Origin of the sequence: Luteimonas lutimaris (assembly GCF_039537065.1) — a bacterium.
GTDB lineage: Bacteria > Pseudomonadota > Gammaproteobacteria > Xanthomonadales > Xanthomonadaceae > Luteimonas > Luteimonas lutimaris.
In genome coordinates this window covers 22093-35624 of sequence record NZ_BAAAZU010000016.1, presented here as the reverse complement: position 1 = coordinate 35624, position 13532 = coordinate 22093, and the positions used below count along the sequence as shown (strand labels likewise).

Here is a 13532-nt window from a genome sequence, read left to right as displayed (position 1 = left end):
GTGGTGATGTCTTCTTCATGGCTCCATCCTCTCAAAGGTTGGAGCCTCCGGAGAACCCGGGGCGGTTCAACGGACTTTCCTGTCTGAGTAAATGCACGCTGCGCGCTGCCTATGCTCACAGCAGCACGTCGAGATTCATGCACTCTGGCCGCAGACGCGCCATTTGCGGCCGAAAGTGCGCCACGTGGTGGACGAGTTGGCGAAGCTGGCGGCGCGAGAAACGTTCGATTGACGAATCCCCCTTAAGGGCCGCTTTGGGTCGGAAGCCGCCCTTCCCTACCCGCGATGAACTCACCTAATCGGTCCCCTTTGCCCAACCGCGGTTGCGGGCACGACGCGTCGGATCGCAGGCATACTCGGCGCGAGTCTGCTGTATGCGACGAAGTCTCTCCAGTACATGCGCTAACCTTGGCCACATGATGCGGTCAATCGTCCCAACCGCCCAGCAGTAGCATTCGATTGCTCCCGCCCTCCAAGCGCGGCGCAGCGCGGAGATGAGCACCTTGACGGCGCAACCCTGCATCACCGAGCTGGCCGATTTTTGGCGGAACGTCGTCGCCGAGGGACTGTGGATGGTGAAGGATCCCGATTTCGACCGCCTCTTCCGCGAGCGCTTCCTGACCGCGCACATGGAGGCTGCCGCGCGCCGCTGCGATGACTGGATCCGGACCCCGCACGGCGCGCTGGCGCTGCTGGTACTGCTTGACCAGTTCCCGCGCAACGCTTTCCGCGGCACCGCGCATATGTTTGCCACCGACGGCCTGGCGCTGATGTTCGGTCGCGAGGCGGAAAAGCTGGGGCACATGCAGCGCGTTGAGGACGGGTTCCGGGTGTTCTTCGTGTATCCCTTCACCCATTCCGAGGATCCCGTCGACCAGACGCTGTCGCTGACGCTGGCAGCCCGGCTCGGTGGCAGGCGCGCCGACGGGATGCGGGGGCACCATGACATCATCCGCCGCTTCGGCCGCTTTCCACACCGCAATTGGCTCCTTGGGCGTGAATCCACGGCCGAAGAGCGGGCCTTTCTGGCCGATGGCGGCTTCGCCGGCTGAACTTCCAGCGCCGCAGCGGGCTTTGCATACCCGCCGCCCCCGCGCCAGACTGGGCTCTGAAGATCTTTCGATTTTCCTTACACGGAGCCTTGTATGAATGTGAAGCAGATTCCCCTCGTCGCGGCACTCGCACTCGCGCTGGGCACGCTGGCCCCCGGCTGCACACAAGACACTTCGTCGGCTGCGTCCGCTGCCTCGGACGCGACGGCAACGGCGCAGGCCGACCAGGCGGCCACCAGTGCCTCTGACGCGGCGGGTGCGCACGACGACGACCACCATGGCCACGACACGGCGCACGCGGCCGGCGTGGATTTCCCGGTGCCCGACCACCACGTCCAGTGGGAGCCGGACGCGCCGCTGATCGAGGGCATGTCGCGGGTGCGCGCCGCCATCGGCAGCCTGGAGCAGGCCTCCGACGAAGCCACGATCCTGGCAGGAGCCGCCGAGGTCGATGCCGCCGTCGAATACATGTTCGAGAACTGCAGCCTGCCGGTCGAACCCGACGTCGCCCTGCACGCCGTGCTTGCCCGCTTGATGGCCGGTACCCAGGCGCTGCAGGCCGATCCGTCCGACGCCGCCCCCGTGCATGACATGCACGGTGCCGTTGCCAATTACGAGGCGCTGTTCGACGATCCCAACGAAGGGGCGGGCTCCTGACCACCCCTTGCGGTTGATCTGGGTCAAAGACGCACATGTTTACGGCGCGCAAAGTCTCCACGACGATCAGGCGCAGTCGATAACCCGCCACCTGCGCCTCCCGACCCGGAGGCCAAACCCATGCGTACCCGGCGAGCCCTGCCTGCCCGACGGCCCTACCCCTTCGCGTGGCTCGCCGTCACGCTGCTCGCACTGGTGACGGCCGACGCGACTGCGGCAGATGCCTGGAAGACCAGCGGCGATATGCGCTTCGGCTACGTCGCCTCGGAGACCCGCAGCCGCAGCGGCACCGAATCGGATGCCGACAGCCTGCGCGCCCGCCTCCGCTTCCGCCTGCAGGGCGAGCTGGGCGGCGGCTGGCACTTCAGCGGCCGGGTCGCCGCCCGGCTCGACGGCGACCAGGACAGCGAGGAGTTCTGGATGCGCACCTGGGCGCCGGGTCCGGCGGGCCTGGAGAACGGCCAGGGCACGATCGACGAGGCCTGGCTGGAATACCGCCCGGCCGAGGCGCCATGGAGCGTTCGCGTCGGCCGCTTCCAGGCCGCATGGGGCCTGGACGACGTGATGAAGAAGTCGCTGGACCAGAACGACAGCACCAACTTCGACGTCACCTGGACCGATGGCGCCTGGCTGCAGTGGCGCCCCGGCGACGACTGGACCACCCACCTGGTCCTGCGCCACAACGACCGCCGCGGCCCGACCGGCACCCTGCGCCGGCCGCTGGAGTTCAGCGACAGCGGCTCGCGCCTGGGCATGCTGGCCGTCCTCGAATCCAAGACGCCGATCGGACCGCTGATCCAGCGTGTGGTCACGGTCAACTGGCTCCCGTCCGCGCTGCATCCCTACGGCGTCGCCGATGCCCGGACGGAGGACTACTTCGCCGTGACCGCCAAGGCCACCGCCCAGTGGCGACTTGGCGACGGCGAAACCAGGCTGCGGCTCGGCGGCGAACTCGGCTATGCCCCCAACACTCCGCGTCGGGAAGCCATGAACTCCGGCAGCGGCAGTTCGGATTCGCTGTCCTGGCAGGCGTCGCTCAACTTCATGGACATCCTGCCGGGGCACAACTTCGGCATCGTCTACGGCCGCGTCGCCGACGGCTGGCTGCTGTCGAGTGACTTCCGCCCGAACGACGAACTGATCGAGGCGCGCTGGGTGTGGCAGGCGACACAGGCCTGGCAGCTGGACGCGCGCCTGCGGCGGCGCAAGGAAATCGACCTCCCCGCCGCCGCCGCCGGTCCACGCCGGGATGACGATCTGTACGTGCGCGCCACCTGGAGGTTTTGAGTGATCCCTTCACGGCTATTCGCAACGGTGCCTCATGCGTAAGCTGAGGCATGTGTTTGCCGGAGCCGTGGTGCTCCTGGTGGGGTTCTACCCCGAAATCACGGACGGTTGTAAAAGAGCTGACAGCTTCCGGTCTTGCCTGGCGACCCTGCGCCGCATCCTCGGGTTGTGGAACCGCTCGATGTATTCGAACACATCAGCCCTGGCGGCATCGGGTGTCGGATACGTCATGCGGTGGACCCGCTCGCGCTTGAGCAGGCCGAAGAAGCCTTCGCACGCCGCGTTGTCACCGCAATGGCCCACTGCGCTCATCGAGCACACCAGTTCGTTGGCCGCCAGGTAATGCTGGTAGTCGCCGCTCCGGAACTGGCTGCCGCGATCGGAATGCAGGATCACCGGGTCGCTGCCCTGACGCTGCCAGACCGCCATCTGCACGGCCCGGATCACCATCTGCCGATCCTGCCGATGGTGCATCGACCAGCCCACCACGCGCTGGTCGAACAGGTCCAGCACGATGCACAGGTACAGCTTGCCCTGCCGGGTCTTGAGTTCGGTGATGTCGGTGACCCACTTGGTCTCCGGCTCCAGCGCAGTGAAGTCCCGTTCCAGCAGGTTGCGCACGCCCGGCGGCGTCAGCGCGGGCCGGCCACGCTGCCCACGCCGCTTCGGCCGCGGCCAGCCCTGCAGGCCATCTTCAGCCATCAGGCGCGCCACCCGGTTCAGGCTGACGGGTTCGCCGGCATCGGCCAGATCTTCCTGCATCCGACCGGCGCCCAGCGTGCCCCGGCTGTCTTCATGCAGCTCACGGATGCGGTCGAGCAAGCGCTCGTTGTCGAGCTGGCGGGTGCTTGGCAGGCGCTTGCTCCAGTCGTAGTAACCACTGGCCGAGACCCGCAGGCAGCGGCACATCAGCCGAACCGGGAACTCATCGCGGCAACGTTCGATCGCCTGATACCTCAGGACGATCCCTTGGCAAAGAACGTCGCCGCTTCGCGTAAAAAATCCCGTTCCTTCTTGACCCTGGCCAGTTCGCGCTTGAGGCGCGCCAGTTCCTCGTCCCGCGGCGTTCCGGTGCCGCCGAAGGCCACCTGGCCCCGGCTCTGCGCCTCCCGCTTCCAGCGGGTCAGCAGCGTATCCCGAATCCCCAGTTCCCGGGCCACCTGGGCACAGCTGACACCCGGCTGGCTGGCCTGCTCAACCGCACCACGCTTGAACTCCGCACTGAACTTCCTTCGCTTCGACATGAACACTCCTCATGGCCTCGATCGACCTTCTCGTAAGTGTCCGTGAAAACGGGGGTGAACCCAGGTCGTGGAACCCACGGATGTCGAAGTGCTCACCCAGCCGCGTGCGGGCGCTCTCGCGCATCTCGACGAACTTCAGGGGCCCGATTCTTGTAGAAGCTCTCCGGGCCTGACCGTTTCACCGCCTCAAGACACCGACGCCGTACGGTGCCCGAACGAGCTGACCGCGCATTCGACATCGAGTCTGTCGGTTACGCCTCGATGATCAGCGGTTTGCTGCCCTGCATGGGGAGTGCCTGGCAGAGCAACAGCTCACCGTCGCCGCACGTTGCGGTTGGCCTGCTTCCATAGGTGACCGAGCCCTGAGCCAGCACGTGCTTGCAGCTCCCGCAGGTTCCTGCGCGGCATGAATATGGCGGACTCAGTCCGCGCGCCTCGGCCAGTTCCAGCAGGCTTCCAGCGTCAGGCGTCCATCGCGCCTCCTTGCCCGATGTCGCGAACAGCACGCTGACCGCTCCGGCCGCCGCAGGCGGCATGGCGGCCTCGTCGTCACGGCGAATGCCGGCCGGCCCGAACGCCTCGGCATAGATACGTTCGTTCGGCACATGGACACTGCGCAGTTGTGCGTAGACGGCCTGCATGAACGCCGGCGGTCCGCACAGATGGAAATCGAAGTCGCCGAACGGAAGAACCGCCTGCAACAGGGCCAAGTCGATGCGTCCCTTCGCTTGATAATCGACCCCTTCGGTGCTGCCGTCGCCGGGGTCGCTCAGGACCTGGACGATGCGAACGGCACCTCGGGCGGATTCAGCTAGCTTCTCCAGTTCACCGGTGAACGGGCGCTCGGCCATGTTGCGACTACCGTGGATGAACCACGTTCGCCTCACGCGGCGCTTCCTAATGCCCTCGTGTACCACATGCCTGAGCATCGCCACCATGGGCGTGATACCGATGCCGGCGGAGATCAGCACCAGCGGTCGCTGCTCGAACGCATCGACGACGAAGTCACCGCGTGGGGCTCGCGCCTGGATCACGTCGCCGACGCAGCAGTGATCGTGCAGGTGCGCGGAGAAGACGCCCTGCCTCTTGACGCTGATGCGATAGCTTCCATCCGGCGGGGCGGCCGATACCGTGTAGACGCGCGAGGTATGACGGTCATCGTCGGGCAGCTTCAATCGCACGGGCAGGTACTGACCGGCTTCATACATCCACAGTCCCGAAGCGTCGACGGGCTCAAGCCGGAACGACTTGACGACGGCCGACTCCTGCACGATCTCGACAATGCGGAAGTCCCGCCACTGCTCGCGCATCCGCTCCGCCTCGCGGCGCGCGTCGGATTCCTCCCACGAGCCGGTCATCAGCGAGTTGGGCGACACCTCGCCGTCGCTGCCGCGCAGCGGGAACGCCCCCTTTCGCCTTGTCCATCTAAGGACGTCTACGTGCCACAATCGCTCCGCGCCCAGGAACGTGCTGACGTCTTCCGCATCGAAATCGAGCGCGACATCGCCGGACAGATGGAGCATGTCGCCGCTGTCCAGGTCTACGAATACCAGCCCCGCCCTCGGATTGAGTACGAAGTTGCCAAGCGTGTTGAAGTGGAGGTTGCCGGCGAAGTCCGGAATGCTCAGCCGATTCCCGCGGACCCTGACGAAGCCGGGCTTGCCGCCGCGATGGGACGCGTCTACGGAGCGCTTGCCATGCTCTCCGTGCTCGGTATAGCTGCCGACGAAGAAGATGTCGGCTATTGCGATCATCTCCCGCGCCGCCTCGTCAAGATCCTGCCCGTGTTCGACTTCGCCGTTCGATGACGTTGCGGGATCACGGGCGAATTCCAGAGCGCGCGCATGGATGTACTGCGGGCAGTTGCCGAAGGATTGACCGACTCCCACGCCGAGGGCCCCATGTGTACTGCGCACCAGGGTGCCGTTCATCCGGTTGCGGCGCCGGGTATGCAGCTCGATGCCGAGCAGTCCCACAGGCTGGTCAGGAATCCACCCTTCGGCGACCGGATCCGACGGATCGGGGATGCGATCGATTTGCAGGAATTTCGCATCGGGCGAATGTGCGAAGCCGGGCGAGCCCGCGAGCAGCGTGATCGCTGGATAGCCCTGCCGGTCGACGCTGGCCGCGACGAGGAACGGAAGCTGTGAGAAGAACGCCCGATGCTGGTCGGGCATGTGGTCGCGCACCACCTTCCTGGCGAACGTGTCCATTCGCTCGGCCACGCCGAGTTGCTTCTGGATCGCGATTTCGCCCTCGTGGAAGGGCGATCGGGAGAGTGGGTCCGACATCGCCAATGACTCGTCAGGTATCGCTCGGTGGGACGAGTGGCAGGCGGGCAAACGCCTGCCACGTCCATGTTTGTGGGGCGCGCCTTACACCGCCAGCCCCACCCTCGTTGGCTGCATGGCGACAAAGCCCGGCAGCTGTTCGATTCGCGCCAACCATACAATGACGTTGGCATAAGCATCGAGCGCCACGTTGCCTTCCGGCGCGTGCGCAATGTAGGAGTACGCGGCCACGTCGGCGACGGTCGGTCGGTCCCCTGCCAGGAACTCGCGTTCCTGCAACTCGCCGTCGATCACGTTAAGCAGGGCGTGGCTGCGCGCGATCAGTTGGTCCGCATCGTGACTGGCGCCGAACACCGTCACCAGACGTGCGGCAGCGGGGCCGGACGCGATCTGGCCTGCGGCTACCGACAGCCAGCGCTGTACCCTCGCCGCGCCTTCCGGGTCGTCGGGCAACCACTCCCCTCCGCCATACTTCTTTGCGATGTACACGAGGATGGCATTCGAGTCGGCGACCACCAGGCCGTCGTCGTCGAGGACTGGGACCTGGCCGAAGCTGTTCAGCCGCAGGAACCCGGCCTGCTTGTGCGCACTATTTTTCAGGTCCACGTCGATCAGTTCGGTTTCCAGGCCGATAAGCGCGAGCAGAAGTTGCGCGCGATGAGAATGGCCTGAGAGCGGGTGGCGATAGAGCCTGATTGCCATGTCGATGATCCTTGGGTGGGAGGTGGGTTGCGGGGTTGTAGATCAGAGCCCGAGTTCGTCCAGAGACGGCTGATCGTCGGGACGGCGACCGAGCGGCCAGCGGAACAAACGTTCGCTCTCGCCAATCGGCAGGTCGTTGATGCTGGCGATACGGGTCCGCATCAGGCCATCAGGGTCGAATTCCCAGTTCTCGTTTCCGAAACTTCGGAACCAGGCGCCGTGCTCGTCCTGCCATTCGTATGCGAAACGCACGGCAATGCGATTCTCATGGAAGGCCCAGAGCGCCTTCGTCAGCCGATATTCGCGCTCGCGTTTCCACTTGCGGGCCAGGAAGGCTTCGATCTGGTCGCGGCCCCGCAGGAACTCGGAGCGATTGCGCCAGCGGCTGTCTGCCGTGTACGCCAGCGCTACGCGGCCGGGCTCGCGCGTGTTCCAGGCATCCTCGGCCAGGCGGACTTTCTGCTCGGCGGTGGTTCGGGTGAATGGCGGCACTGGGGGTCTGTCCATGGTGGGCTCCTCGGCGGCGGGGGAGGACCGGCCGCACAAATCGTGGCCGGCGCGTCATTGGGAGCGGGCATGCGCCCATTGGAGGGAGAGTAATGCCTTCCATATTTCGGCACTAGAATGTAAATAGTGGAATCACTTTTCCGAAATTTGGAATAAATATGGATCGGCTGGAAGCGATGCAGGTTTTCATGAGCGTCGTGGAGGAAGGAAGCCTCTCCGCCGCGGGTCGCAAGTCCGGCGTGCCGCTGGCCACCGTCAGTCGCAAGCTGTCGGACCTCGAGTCACACCTGAAAGCGCGACTTATCAATCGTTCCACACGCGGACTCACGCTCACCGACGCCGGTCGCGACTACCTGGCCGCGTGCAGGCGAATCCTCGAAGACGTGACCGAAGCCGAACGGGCGGCAGCGGGCGAGTTCTCCGAACCGCGGGGCGATCTGGTGGTCACCGCGCCACTCGTGCTGGGCCGAACGCATGTGCTGCCGGTGATCATCGAGTTCCTGGCGGCCTATCCAGAGATCAATGTGCGTCTTGTCCAGGCGGATCGCGTCGTGCATCTGTTTGAAGAACACATCGACCTCGCCGTGCGCGTCGGCGAGCTTCCAGACAGCCGGCTGACGGCGACGCGCATCGGCGCAATCCGTCGCGTGGTCTGTGCCCACCCTGGCTATTTTTCCAGGCATGGGGTTCCGCGAGAGCCACGCGAACTGACCAATCATCGGTGCGTTACGTTCGAGGCGATCAACTCGACCGAACTGTGGGCGTTCCCGGTGAATGGCGCGGAGGTATCGGTGCCGGTGCACTCGGCACTGGTGGTGAATACCGCGGAAGCCGCGATCGATGCAGCGGTTGCCGGTGTCGGCGTGACCCGCGTGCTTTCCTACCAGATCGAGAAATGGAAACGCGTCGGACACCTGCAGACCGCACTTGACGAGTTCGCGCCCCCTGCAATGCCCGCCAGCCTCGTTTACCCTGGCCAACACCGCCTTCCATTGAAGCTTCGCGCATTCCTGGATTTTGCGGCACCCCGTCTGCGGGAAAGGCTCGCCTCGGCCGAGTGACGAGGCTCGTACGGGATCGCCACAGCGTGAGGTGGTGGGCGAAATCAGACCACCATGGACGACCAGCACCCTTGCGTGGCGCAATCCCACCCGTGCACATGCACCCGCTGTTGGCGAGTCCCATCGCTCACGCGGCTCTCGTGAAGGCGGTCCACTCCTGGCCCAGCGAGGGCGTGGCTGCCCCATCATCCCTGTTAGCCATTGCTCGCCCTGCCCTCCGCCGGAAGGGGAACAACCGATCCTCCCAGTACCTTCCAGCCATTCGCAGTCTTCCTCCAGAAGCGGCAGTATCTGAAGCGGCCGCGGAAGGCGGACCCATCGAATGATCCTTCCAAGTCAGCCGTCACCAACGTTACCGCCGACTGTTCACGCATGACAATCCGTACTGATACGTAGTCGATCGCGTCTATTCTCTGCCGACCCGATCTATGCAGCGCCAGATCGTCCTCTTTGCCAAGCACCTCGCCCGAGGGCCCCACGAAGACCAGGTCATCATCGATCAGGCGAGCGAGTGCATCCGCATCGCCCGCAAGCATCGCGATGCGCAGATCTTCTTCATGTTTCCGAATCCCCGTATCCATGTTGGCCCCTTGTGGTTCTTCGCAGAACAGACAATGTCGCGCGTGATCGGGAAACGCTTGCTCGGCGCCCGCTTCCGGAAAGCAGCGCCACAACTTCGCCTTGGCTAGCCAGGCCTCCGCTCTGCCGCCAGGCCAATAGCCAAACCAGCGAGCACCGATCCCATCGCATACCTTTGCACCGCGATCCAGCCGGGGTTCCCGGAGAAGAACGCGGCCAACTTTGCCGCAGACAGCACGACGCAGAGATTCACGAAGAAGCTGATCAGTATCTGCAGCGAACCGAGTTGGATACTCTGCCCGAGGATTGATCCATTTCCGGCTGATATGAACTGAGGGAAGACCGCCACGTAGAACATGGCGATCTTTGGATTCAGAGCATTGGTCATGAACCCCATCAGGAAAAGCTTGGCGGGAGATTCGGCCGCCAGCTCGCGAACCTCGAACAACGACCTTCCATTCGGCTTGATTGTTTGCCACGCAAGATAAAGAAGGTAGCCGACGCCCGCCAGCTTGAGTGCTTCATAGGCAAAAGGCACCGCGGCAAAAAGTGCCGTCACACCAACGGCGGCTGCGAGCATGTGCAGCAGGAAGCCCGCAATCACGCCATACAGCGACATCACGCCCGCGCGCGTTCCCTGGCAGATCGAGCGGGACACCAGATAAACCATGTTCGGCCCCGGCGTCAGCACCATCAGTAGCGCTGCACCGCCAAAGAGTAGCAGTTCGTTCAGTGGAACCATCGCTTGATCTTCCTTCCAAACGGGTTCCGTCACACGGGAACCGACGCAATGGCCTCTACCTCGAACAGCATGCCGTCCAGCGCCAGGCGTGGCACCGGAATCAGGGTGCACGCAGGTTTCGCGCCCGGCCCGTAGGCGGTCGCCAGCTCGTCGCCCAATATTCCCAGTCGGGCATGGCTGTGGTCCACGACGAGAACCGTCTGCTTCACTACATGGGAGAGTTCGCCGCCGACCGCGCGCAGGGCAGTCTGCAGGTTCTGCAGCGCCTGTCTGACCTGCGCGCGGAAGTCGTCGGCGAGCTTGCCTTGCGCGTCCTCGCCTCCTTGACCCGCGATGAGTACCAGTCGGGCGCCACTCGCCGGGAGACCCAGGTGCGAATAGCCATTGGGCGCCGGATCGTAGAGACCTTCGGGGTTGAGGAAGGTGGGTAGCGCGGCATGTCGGGCGTGCGGGGGCATTGCGTATTCCTCCGGAACCGTTGCATCTATCGAGGGCCGTACCGCTTGGGTGTCGCACCAAGCGGCGATGTACGGCCGCCCTGTTCTCTCTATCGACGATCTGGCGGACCGTGCTGTGACGTGCCCGAGTCCTCAGGGCAGCATCAGAGGTTGACTGCGTATCTGAGGCTGAGCCTGCTTCCCTCAGAACGCAATTTCGCCTCGGTTTCGATGTAGGCAGCCGCATGGAACGAAGTGCGGCCACGCTTCCAGCTAAGCGACGGGCCGAAGCCGAGGGTCCGCTCGCGACCCGGCTGGCTGGCGCCATCGATGCGGTCATCGCTGATCTGCATGAGGGCGTACATCGAGCCCCCGATGCGAAGGTTGTCGTTTACAGAGCGGGACACCGCCGCGTTCAGGTGTACCGCTTGGCCGGGTTGCACTCTCGACTTTTCGCGTTCGCCAGCAGGATCATGATGGCCATCTACCCAGAGGTAGTGAACACGACCACTTATCTCCCACGCGGGTGATGTTTCCCATGTGAACGCGTAGTGTGGATTCAACTGCAACGCCCCGCTGCCAAGGTCCATGCGTCCTGCCCGCCCGCGCCGAGCGGTGGGCAGGGTCATGTTGATGTTCAACCGCTGCCAGAAGGGGCGCCCCGCCAGCGAAGCTGCAGGCCATTGGAGGATGAACGGACTGACGAAGATGTCGCCCGCGCCCGTTGCGTGGATGGCTCCGCCCGTTGGGGGCTGCAGCCGGACATGCGAGAAGGGAACGATGACCTCCCCGCCCCAGTACGCGCCCAGCACGCGATGCTCCGACAGATAGCTGAGTTGCGTGAGCAGAGCGACTGAGGTGACCTCTGGCGTTCCCTGGAGATGGTCTCCGTTTCTATCGCGCGATGTATTGGCGTGATAAACCGAGAGTGTCTGCTGGAACATCGCTCCCGGCCCAGCGATGCCATCCTGGAACGTGCTGTCGCCCAGATTGACCGGCGGCAGGGCAACTTCGCATCGTGCCTGCCCTGCCGACATCAGCCAGGCGGCGATCATCCAAATTGCCGCAAGTCGACACGGTCCTGTGCTCATCTTGCAGCCTCCAGTCGGTGGCGATACGCATAGGCGCTGGCAGCGGCCGCCAGCGCGATGGCGACCACCGGCGGTACCACCCACTGCCAGCCGGCAGCGCCGGCAATGGCACCCGCCACGGCGGGCCCGACCACGATGCCAAGATTGTTTCCCTGGGTCGCCAAGCCAATCACCGAACCGAGTAGCGAGTGTCTCGGGGACAAGCGTGGTGCGGCATCGAAGATGACGACGGGGATGAAGGCACCCACGAACGAGAAGAGCACGCAGAGCGCGTAGGCCACCTCTCCAGGCAGGGGTACGAGCAGGATGCCAGCGCTGCAGAACGCGATCGTGGAGAAGCCCAGCACCAGCAGGCGCGATGCACGAAAGCCGCGGTGCAGCAGGTGGCCGCAGGCGATGCAGCCGACCGCACCGGCGGCAATGGCGATCGCACTCATTATTCCTGCCGCCCCCTCGCCCACACCGAGGCGCTCTCGCAGGATGCTGGGCAGAAAGCCGAACAAGGCGAAGAACGATGCCGTGTAGGCACTGAACTGAGCTGCCAGGAACCAGGCGGCAGGCGAGCGCAGCGTGTCCCGCAAAGCGCGAAGCAGTGCCTCATGCCGAACCTGAGATGCCGTTCCAACCGCCGGCCGAGACGTGCCGACCGCAAAAAGCGCAGCGTAGCCGGCGAGTACCACGGCGTTGGCCCACCACAAGCCACGCCAGCCGAGCTCGCCCAGCAGCGGCGCCGCCAGCATGATGACCGCCATCCCGACCGGCATGAACGTGGCCCACGCCGCGAAGGCCCGATTTCTGGAGCGGGGCATCGTCGACGACACGACCATGGTCGGTGCGGCCACAGTGACGGCGAGGAATCCCAGGCCCTCCAGGGCACGGGCCGCCAACAACCAAGGCAGACTCTCGGCGAGTGCGCCCGAGGCCGATCCCGCTGCCTGCAAAAGCAGTCCTGCAGTGACGGCTTGTCGGGCCTGGACGCGGTCCGAAACGGCTCCGATCAGAAGACTCGTCGCAGCACCCACCAGGGCGAATGCCGACAGTACCCAGGACACCGCCCCCAGGTCCGCGCCCAGGTCGATCTGCAGCGACTGCAGGGCTACCGGGGCCTTGCCAACCTGGAAGGCAGAGAGGATGCCCGCACCAATCACCAGGACCAGCACGAGGTTGTCATCGGCAAGCCGCGGGAGCGCGGCACTTCCGGCAGGACCGCTACGGCTCATGACGCCGTAGCTGCGTGCGCGACGCTGTGCTTGAGGGCTGCCGCGATCCATGCAACGTGACGTCCCTGGAACCTGGCTCCGTCAAGCTCATTCTCGGACGGCTGACGATCGCTATCGTTGTCGCCGCTGGCCAGGGTGGACGCCCCGTAGGGCGTGCCACCGGTAACTTCGCCCATAAGCAACTGCCCCTTGAATGAGTAGGGCAGGCCTACGATCACCATGCCCAGGTGCAGCAACACGGTGTGGGTGGATTGGAGCGTGGTCTCCTGCCCACCGTGCTGGCTGCCGGTGGACGTGAAAGCACTGCCCACCTTCCCCACCAATGCATCCCGAAACCAGAGGCCGCCGGTCTGGTCAAGGAAGTTCTTCATCTGTGCGGCCATGTTGCCGTAGCGCGTCGGCGTGCCGATGATGATCGCGTCGTACTCGGGCAGTTCGGCGATGGTCGCGATCGGCGCTTCCTGGTCGATCCTGTAGCCGGACTTGACGGCCACCCCCTCCGGAACGAGCTCGGGCACCCGCTTGATTGCCACCTCTGCCCCCGCATCGCGGGCACCGTCCGCCACGGCCTTCGCCATGGTTTCGACATGGCCATAGGCCGAGTAGTAGAGCACTAGAATCTTGGGCATGACGACGTCTCCGTGGGGATACGGACACGTTGG

15 protein-coding genes are annotated in these 13532 nt (G+C 64.8%); 5 read left to right on the top strand and 10 right to left on the bottom strand.

The window, feature by feature from the left end:
* The first annotated feature begins 494 nt into the window (after positions 1 to 494).
* The 3 genes from ABD679_RS11170 (at position 495) to ABD679_RS11160 (ending at position 2996) form a co-directional block, all read left to right on the top strand.
* Positions 495 to 1052, top strand: coding sequence for a DUF924 family protein (locus ABD679_RS11170; protein ID WP_132986085.1), 558 nt, complete (start codon positions 495 to 497; stop codon positions 1050 to 1052).
* A gap of 93 nt (positions 1053 to 1145) precedes the next feature.
* Positions 1146 to 1709, top strand: a complete 564-nt coding sequence (locus ABD679_RS11165; RefSeq protein ID WP_344760060.1) for a hypothetical protein — start codon at positions 1146 to 1148, stop codon at positions 1707 to 1709.
* A 120-nt stretch (positions 1710 to 1829) separates the two neighbouring features.
* Positions 1830 to 2996, top strand: coding sequence for a porin (locus tag ABD679_RS11160; RefSeq protein ID WP_344760059.1), 1167 nt, complete (start codon positions 1830 to 1832; stop codon positions 2994 to 2996).
* 87 nt (positions 2997 to 3083) lie between these two features.
* On the opposite strand, the gene ABD679_RS11155 is transcribed toward ABD679_RS11160, so the two are convergent.
* The 4 genes from ABD679_RS11155 to ABD679_RS11140 all read right to left on the bottom strand — a co-directional run bounded on the left by ABD679_RS11155 (position 3084) and on the right by ABD679_RS11140 (position 7740).
* Positions 3084 to 4240, bottom strand: a protein-coding gene (locus tag ABD679_RS11155; RefSeq protein WP_344760058.1) for an IS3 family transposase whose coding sequence is annotated in 2 segments (ribosomal slippage) — positions 3084 to 4000 and positions 4000 to 4240 — 1158 coding nt in all. Because the reading frame shifts where the segments join, the coding sequence is not laid out codon by codon here.
* Positions 4241 to 4491: 251 nt separating this feature from the next.
* Positions 4492 to 6531: a 2Fe-2S iron-sulfur cluster-binding protein gene (locus ABD679_RS11150; protein WP_344760057.1), complete on the bottom strand. Its 2040-nt coding sequence runs from the start codon at positions 6529 to 6531 to the stop codon at positions 4492 to 4494.
* Between the two features lie 84 nt (positions 6532 to 6615).
* Entirely contained in the window at positions 6616 to 7233 is a 618-nt protein-coding gene (locus ABD679_RS11145) for a glutathione S-transferase family protein (RefSeq protein ID WP_344760056.1), read from the bottom strand.
* Positions 7234 to 7275: 42 nt separating this feature from the next.
* Positions 7276 to 7740: a nuclear transport factor 2 family protein gene (locus tag ABD679_RS11140; RefSeq protein ID WP_344760055.1), complete on the bottom strand. Its 465-nt coding sequence runs from the start codon at positions 7738 to 7740 to the stop codon at positions 7276 to 7278.
* A gap of 158 nt (positions 7741 to 7898) precedes the next feature.
* Here ABD679_RS11140 and ABD679_RS11135 point away from each other — a divergent pair, with 158 nt between their 5' ends.
* On the top strand, positions 7899 to 8801 hold the full coding sequence (locus tag ABD679_RS11135) for a LysR family transcriptional regulator (RefSeq protein ID WP_344760054.1): 903 nt from the start codon (positions 7899 to 7901) through the stop codon (positions 8799 to 8801).
* Between the two features lie 194 nt (positions 8802 to 8995).
* Here ABD679_RS11135 and ABD679_RS15635 read toward each other — a convergent pair whose 3' ends face one another.
* Positions 8996 to 9337, bottom strand: coding sequence for a nuclear transport factor 2 family protein (locus tag ABD679_RS15635; RefSeq protein ID WP_425561890.1), 342 nt, complete (start codon positions 9335 to 9337; stop codon positions 8996 to 8998).
* Here ABD679_RS15635 and ABD679_RS11130 point away from each other — a divergent pair.
* Entirely contained in the window at positions 9230 to 9490 is a 261-nt protein-coding gene (locus ABD679_RS11130; protein WP_344760052.1) for a hypothetical protein, read from the top strand. The genes ABD679_RS15635 and ABD679_RS11130 overlap by 108 nt on opposite strands.
* Here the strand turns inward: ABD679_RS11130 and ABD679_RS11125 are convergent.
* From ABD679_RS11125 to wrbA, 5 genes are all read right to left on the bottom strand, one after another.
* Positions 9487 to 10122, bottom strand: coding sequence for a LysE family translocator (locus ABD679_RS11125; protein WP_344760051.1), 636 nt, complete (start codon positions 10120 to 10122; stop codon positions 9487 to 9489). The genes ABD679_RS11130 and ABD679_RS11125 overlap by 4 nt on opposite strands.
* Positions 10123 to 10151: 29 nt before the next feature.
* A complete protein-coding gene (locus ABD679_RS11120; RefSeq protein ID WP_344760050.1) occupies positions 10152 to 10580 on the bottom strand; it encodes a RidA family protein in 429 nt (142 codons plus the stop codon).
* 143 nt (positions 10581 to 10723) lie between these two features.
* On the bottom strand, positions 10724 to 11650 hold the full coding sequence (locus ABD679_RS11115) for a SphA family protein (RefSeq protein WP_344760049.1): 927 nt from the start codon (positions 11648 to 11650) through the stop codon (positions 10724 to 10726).
* Entirely contained in the window at positions 11647 to 12870 is a 1224-nt protein-coding gene (locus tag ABD679_RS11110; RefSeq protein ID WP_344760048.1) for an MFS transporter, read from the bottom strand. Before ABD679_RS11110 ends, ABD679_RS11115 begins: the two co-directional genes overlap by 4 nt.
* Positions 12867 to 13499 carry an NAD(P)H:quinone oxidoreductase gene (gene wrbA, locus ABD679_RS11105; protein WP_344760047.1) on the bottom strand — a complete coding sequence of 211 codons (633 nt, stop codon included), beginning with the start codon at positions 13497 to 13499 and terminating at the stop codon, positions 12867 to 12869. Before wrbA ends, ABD679_RS11110 begins: the two co-directional genes overlap by 4 nt.
* Positions 13500 to 13532: the final 33 nt, after the last annotated feature.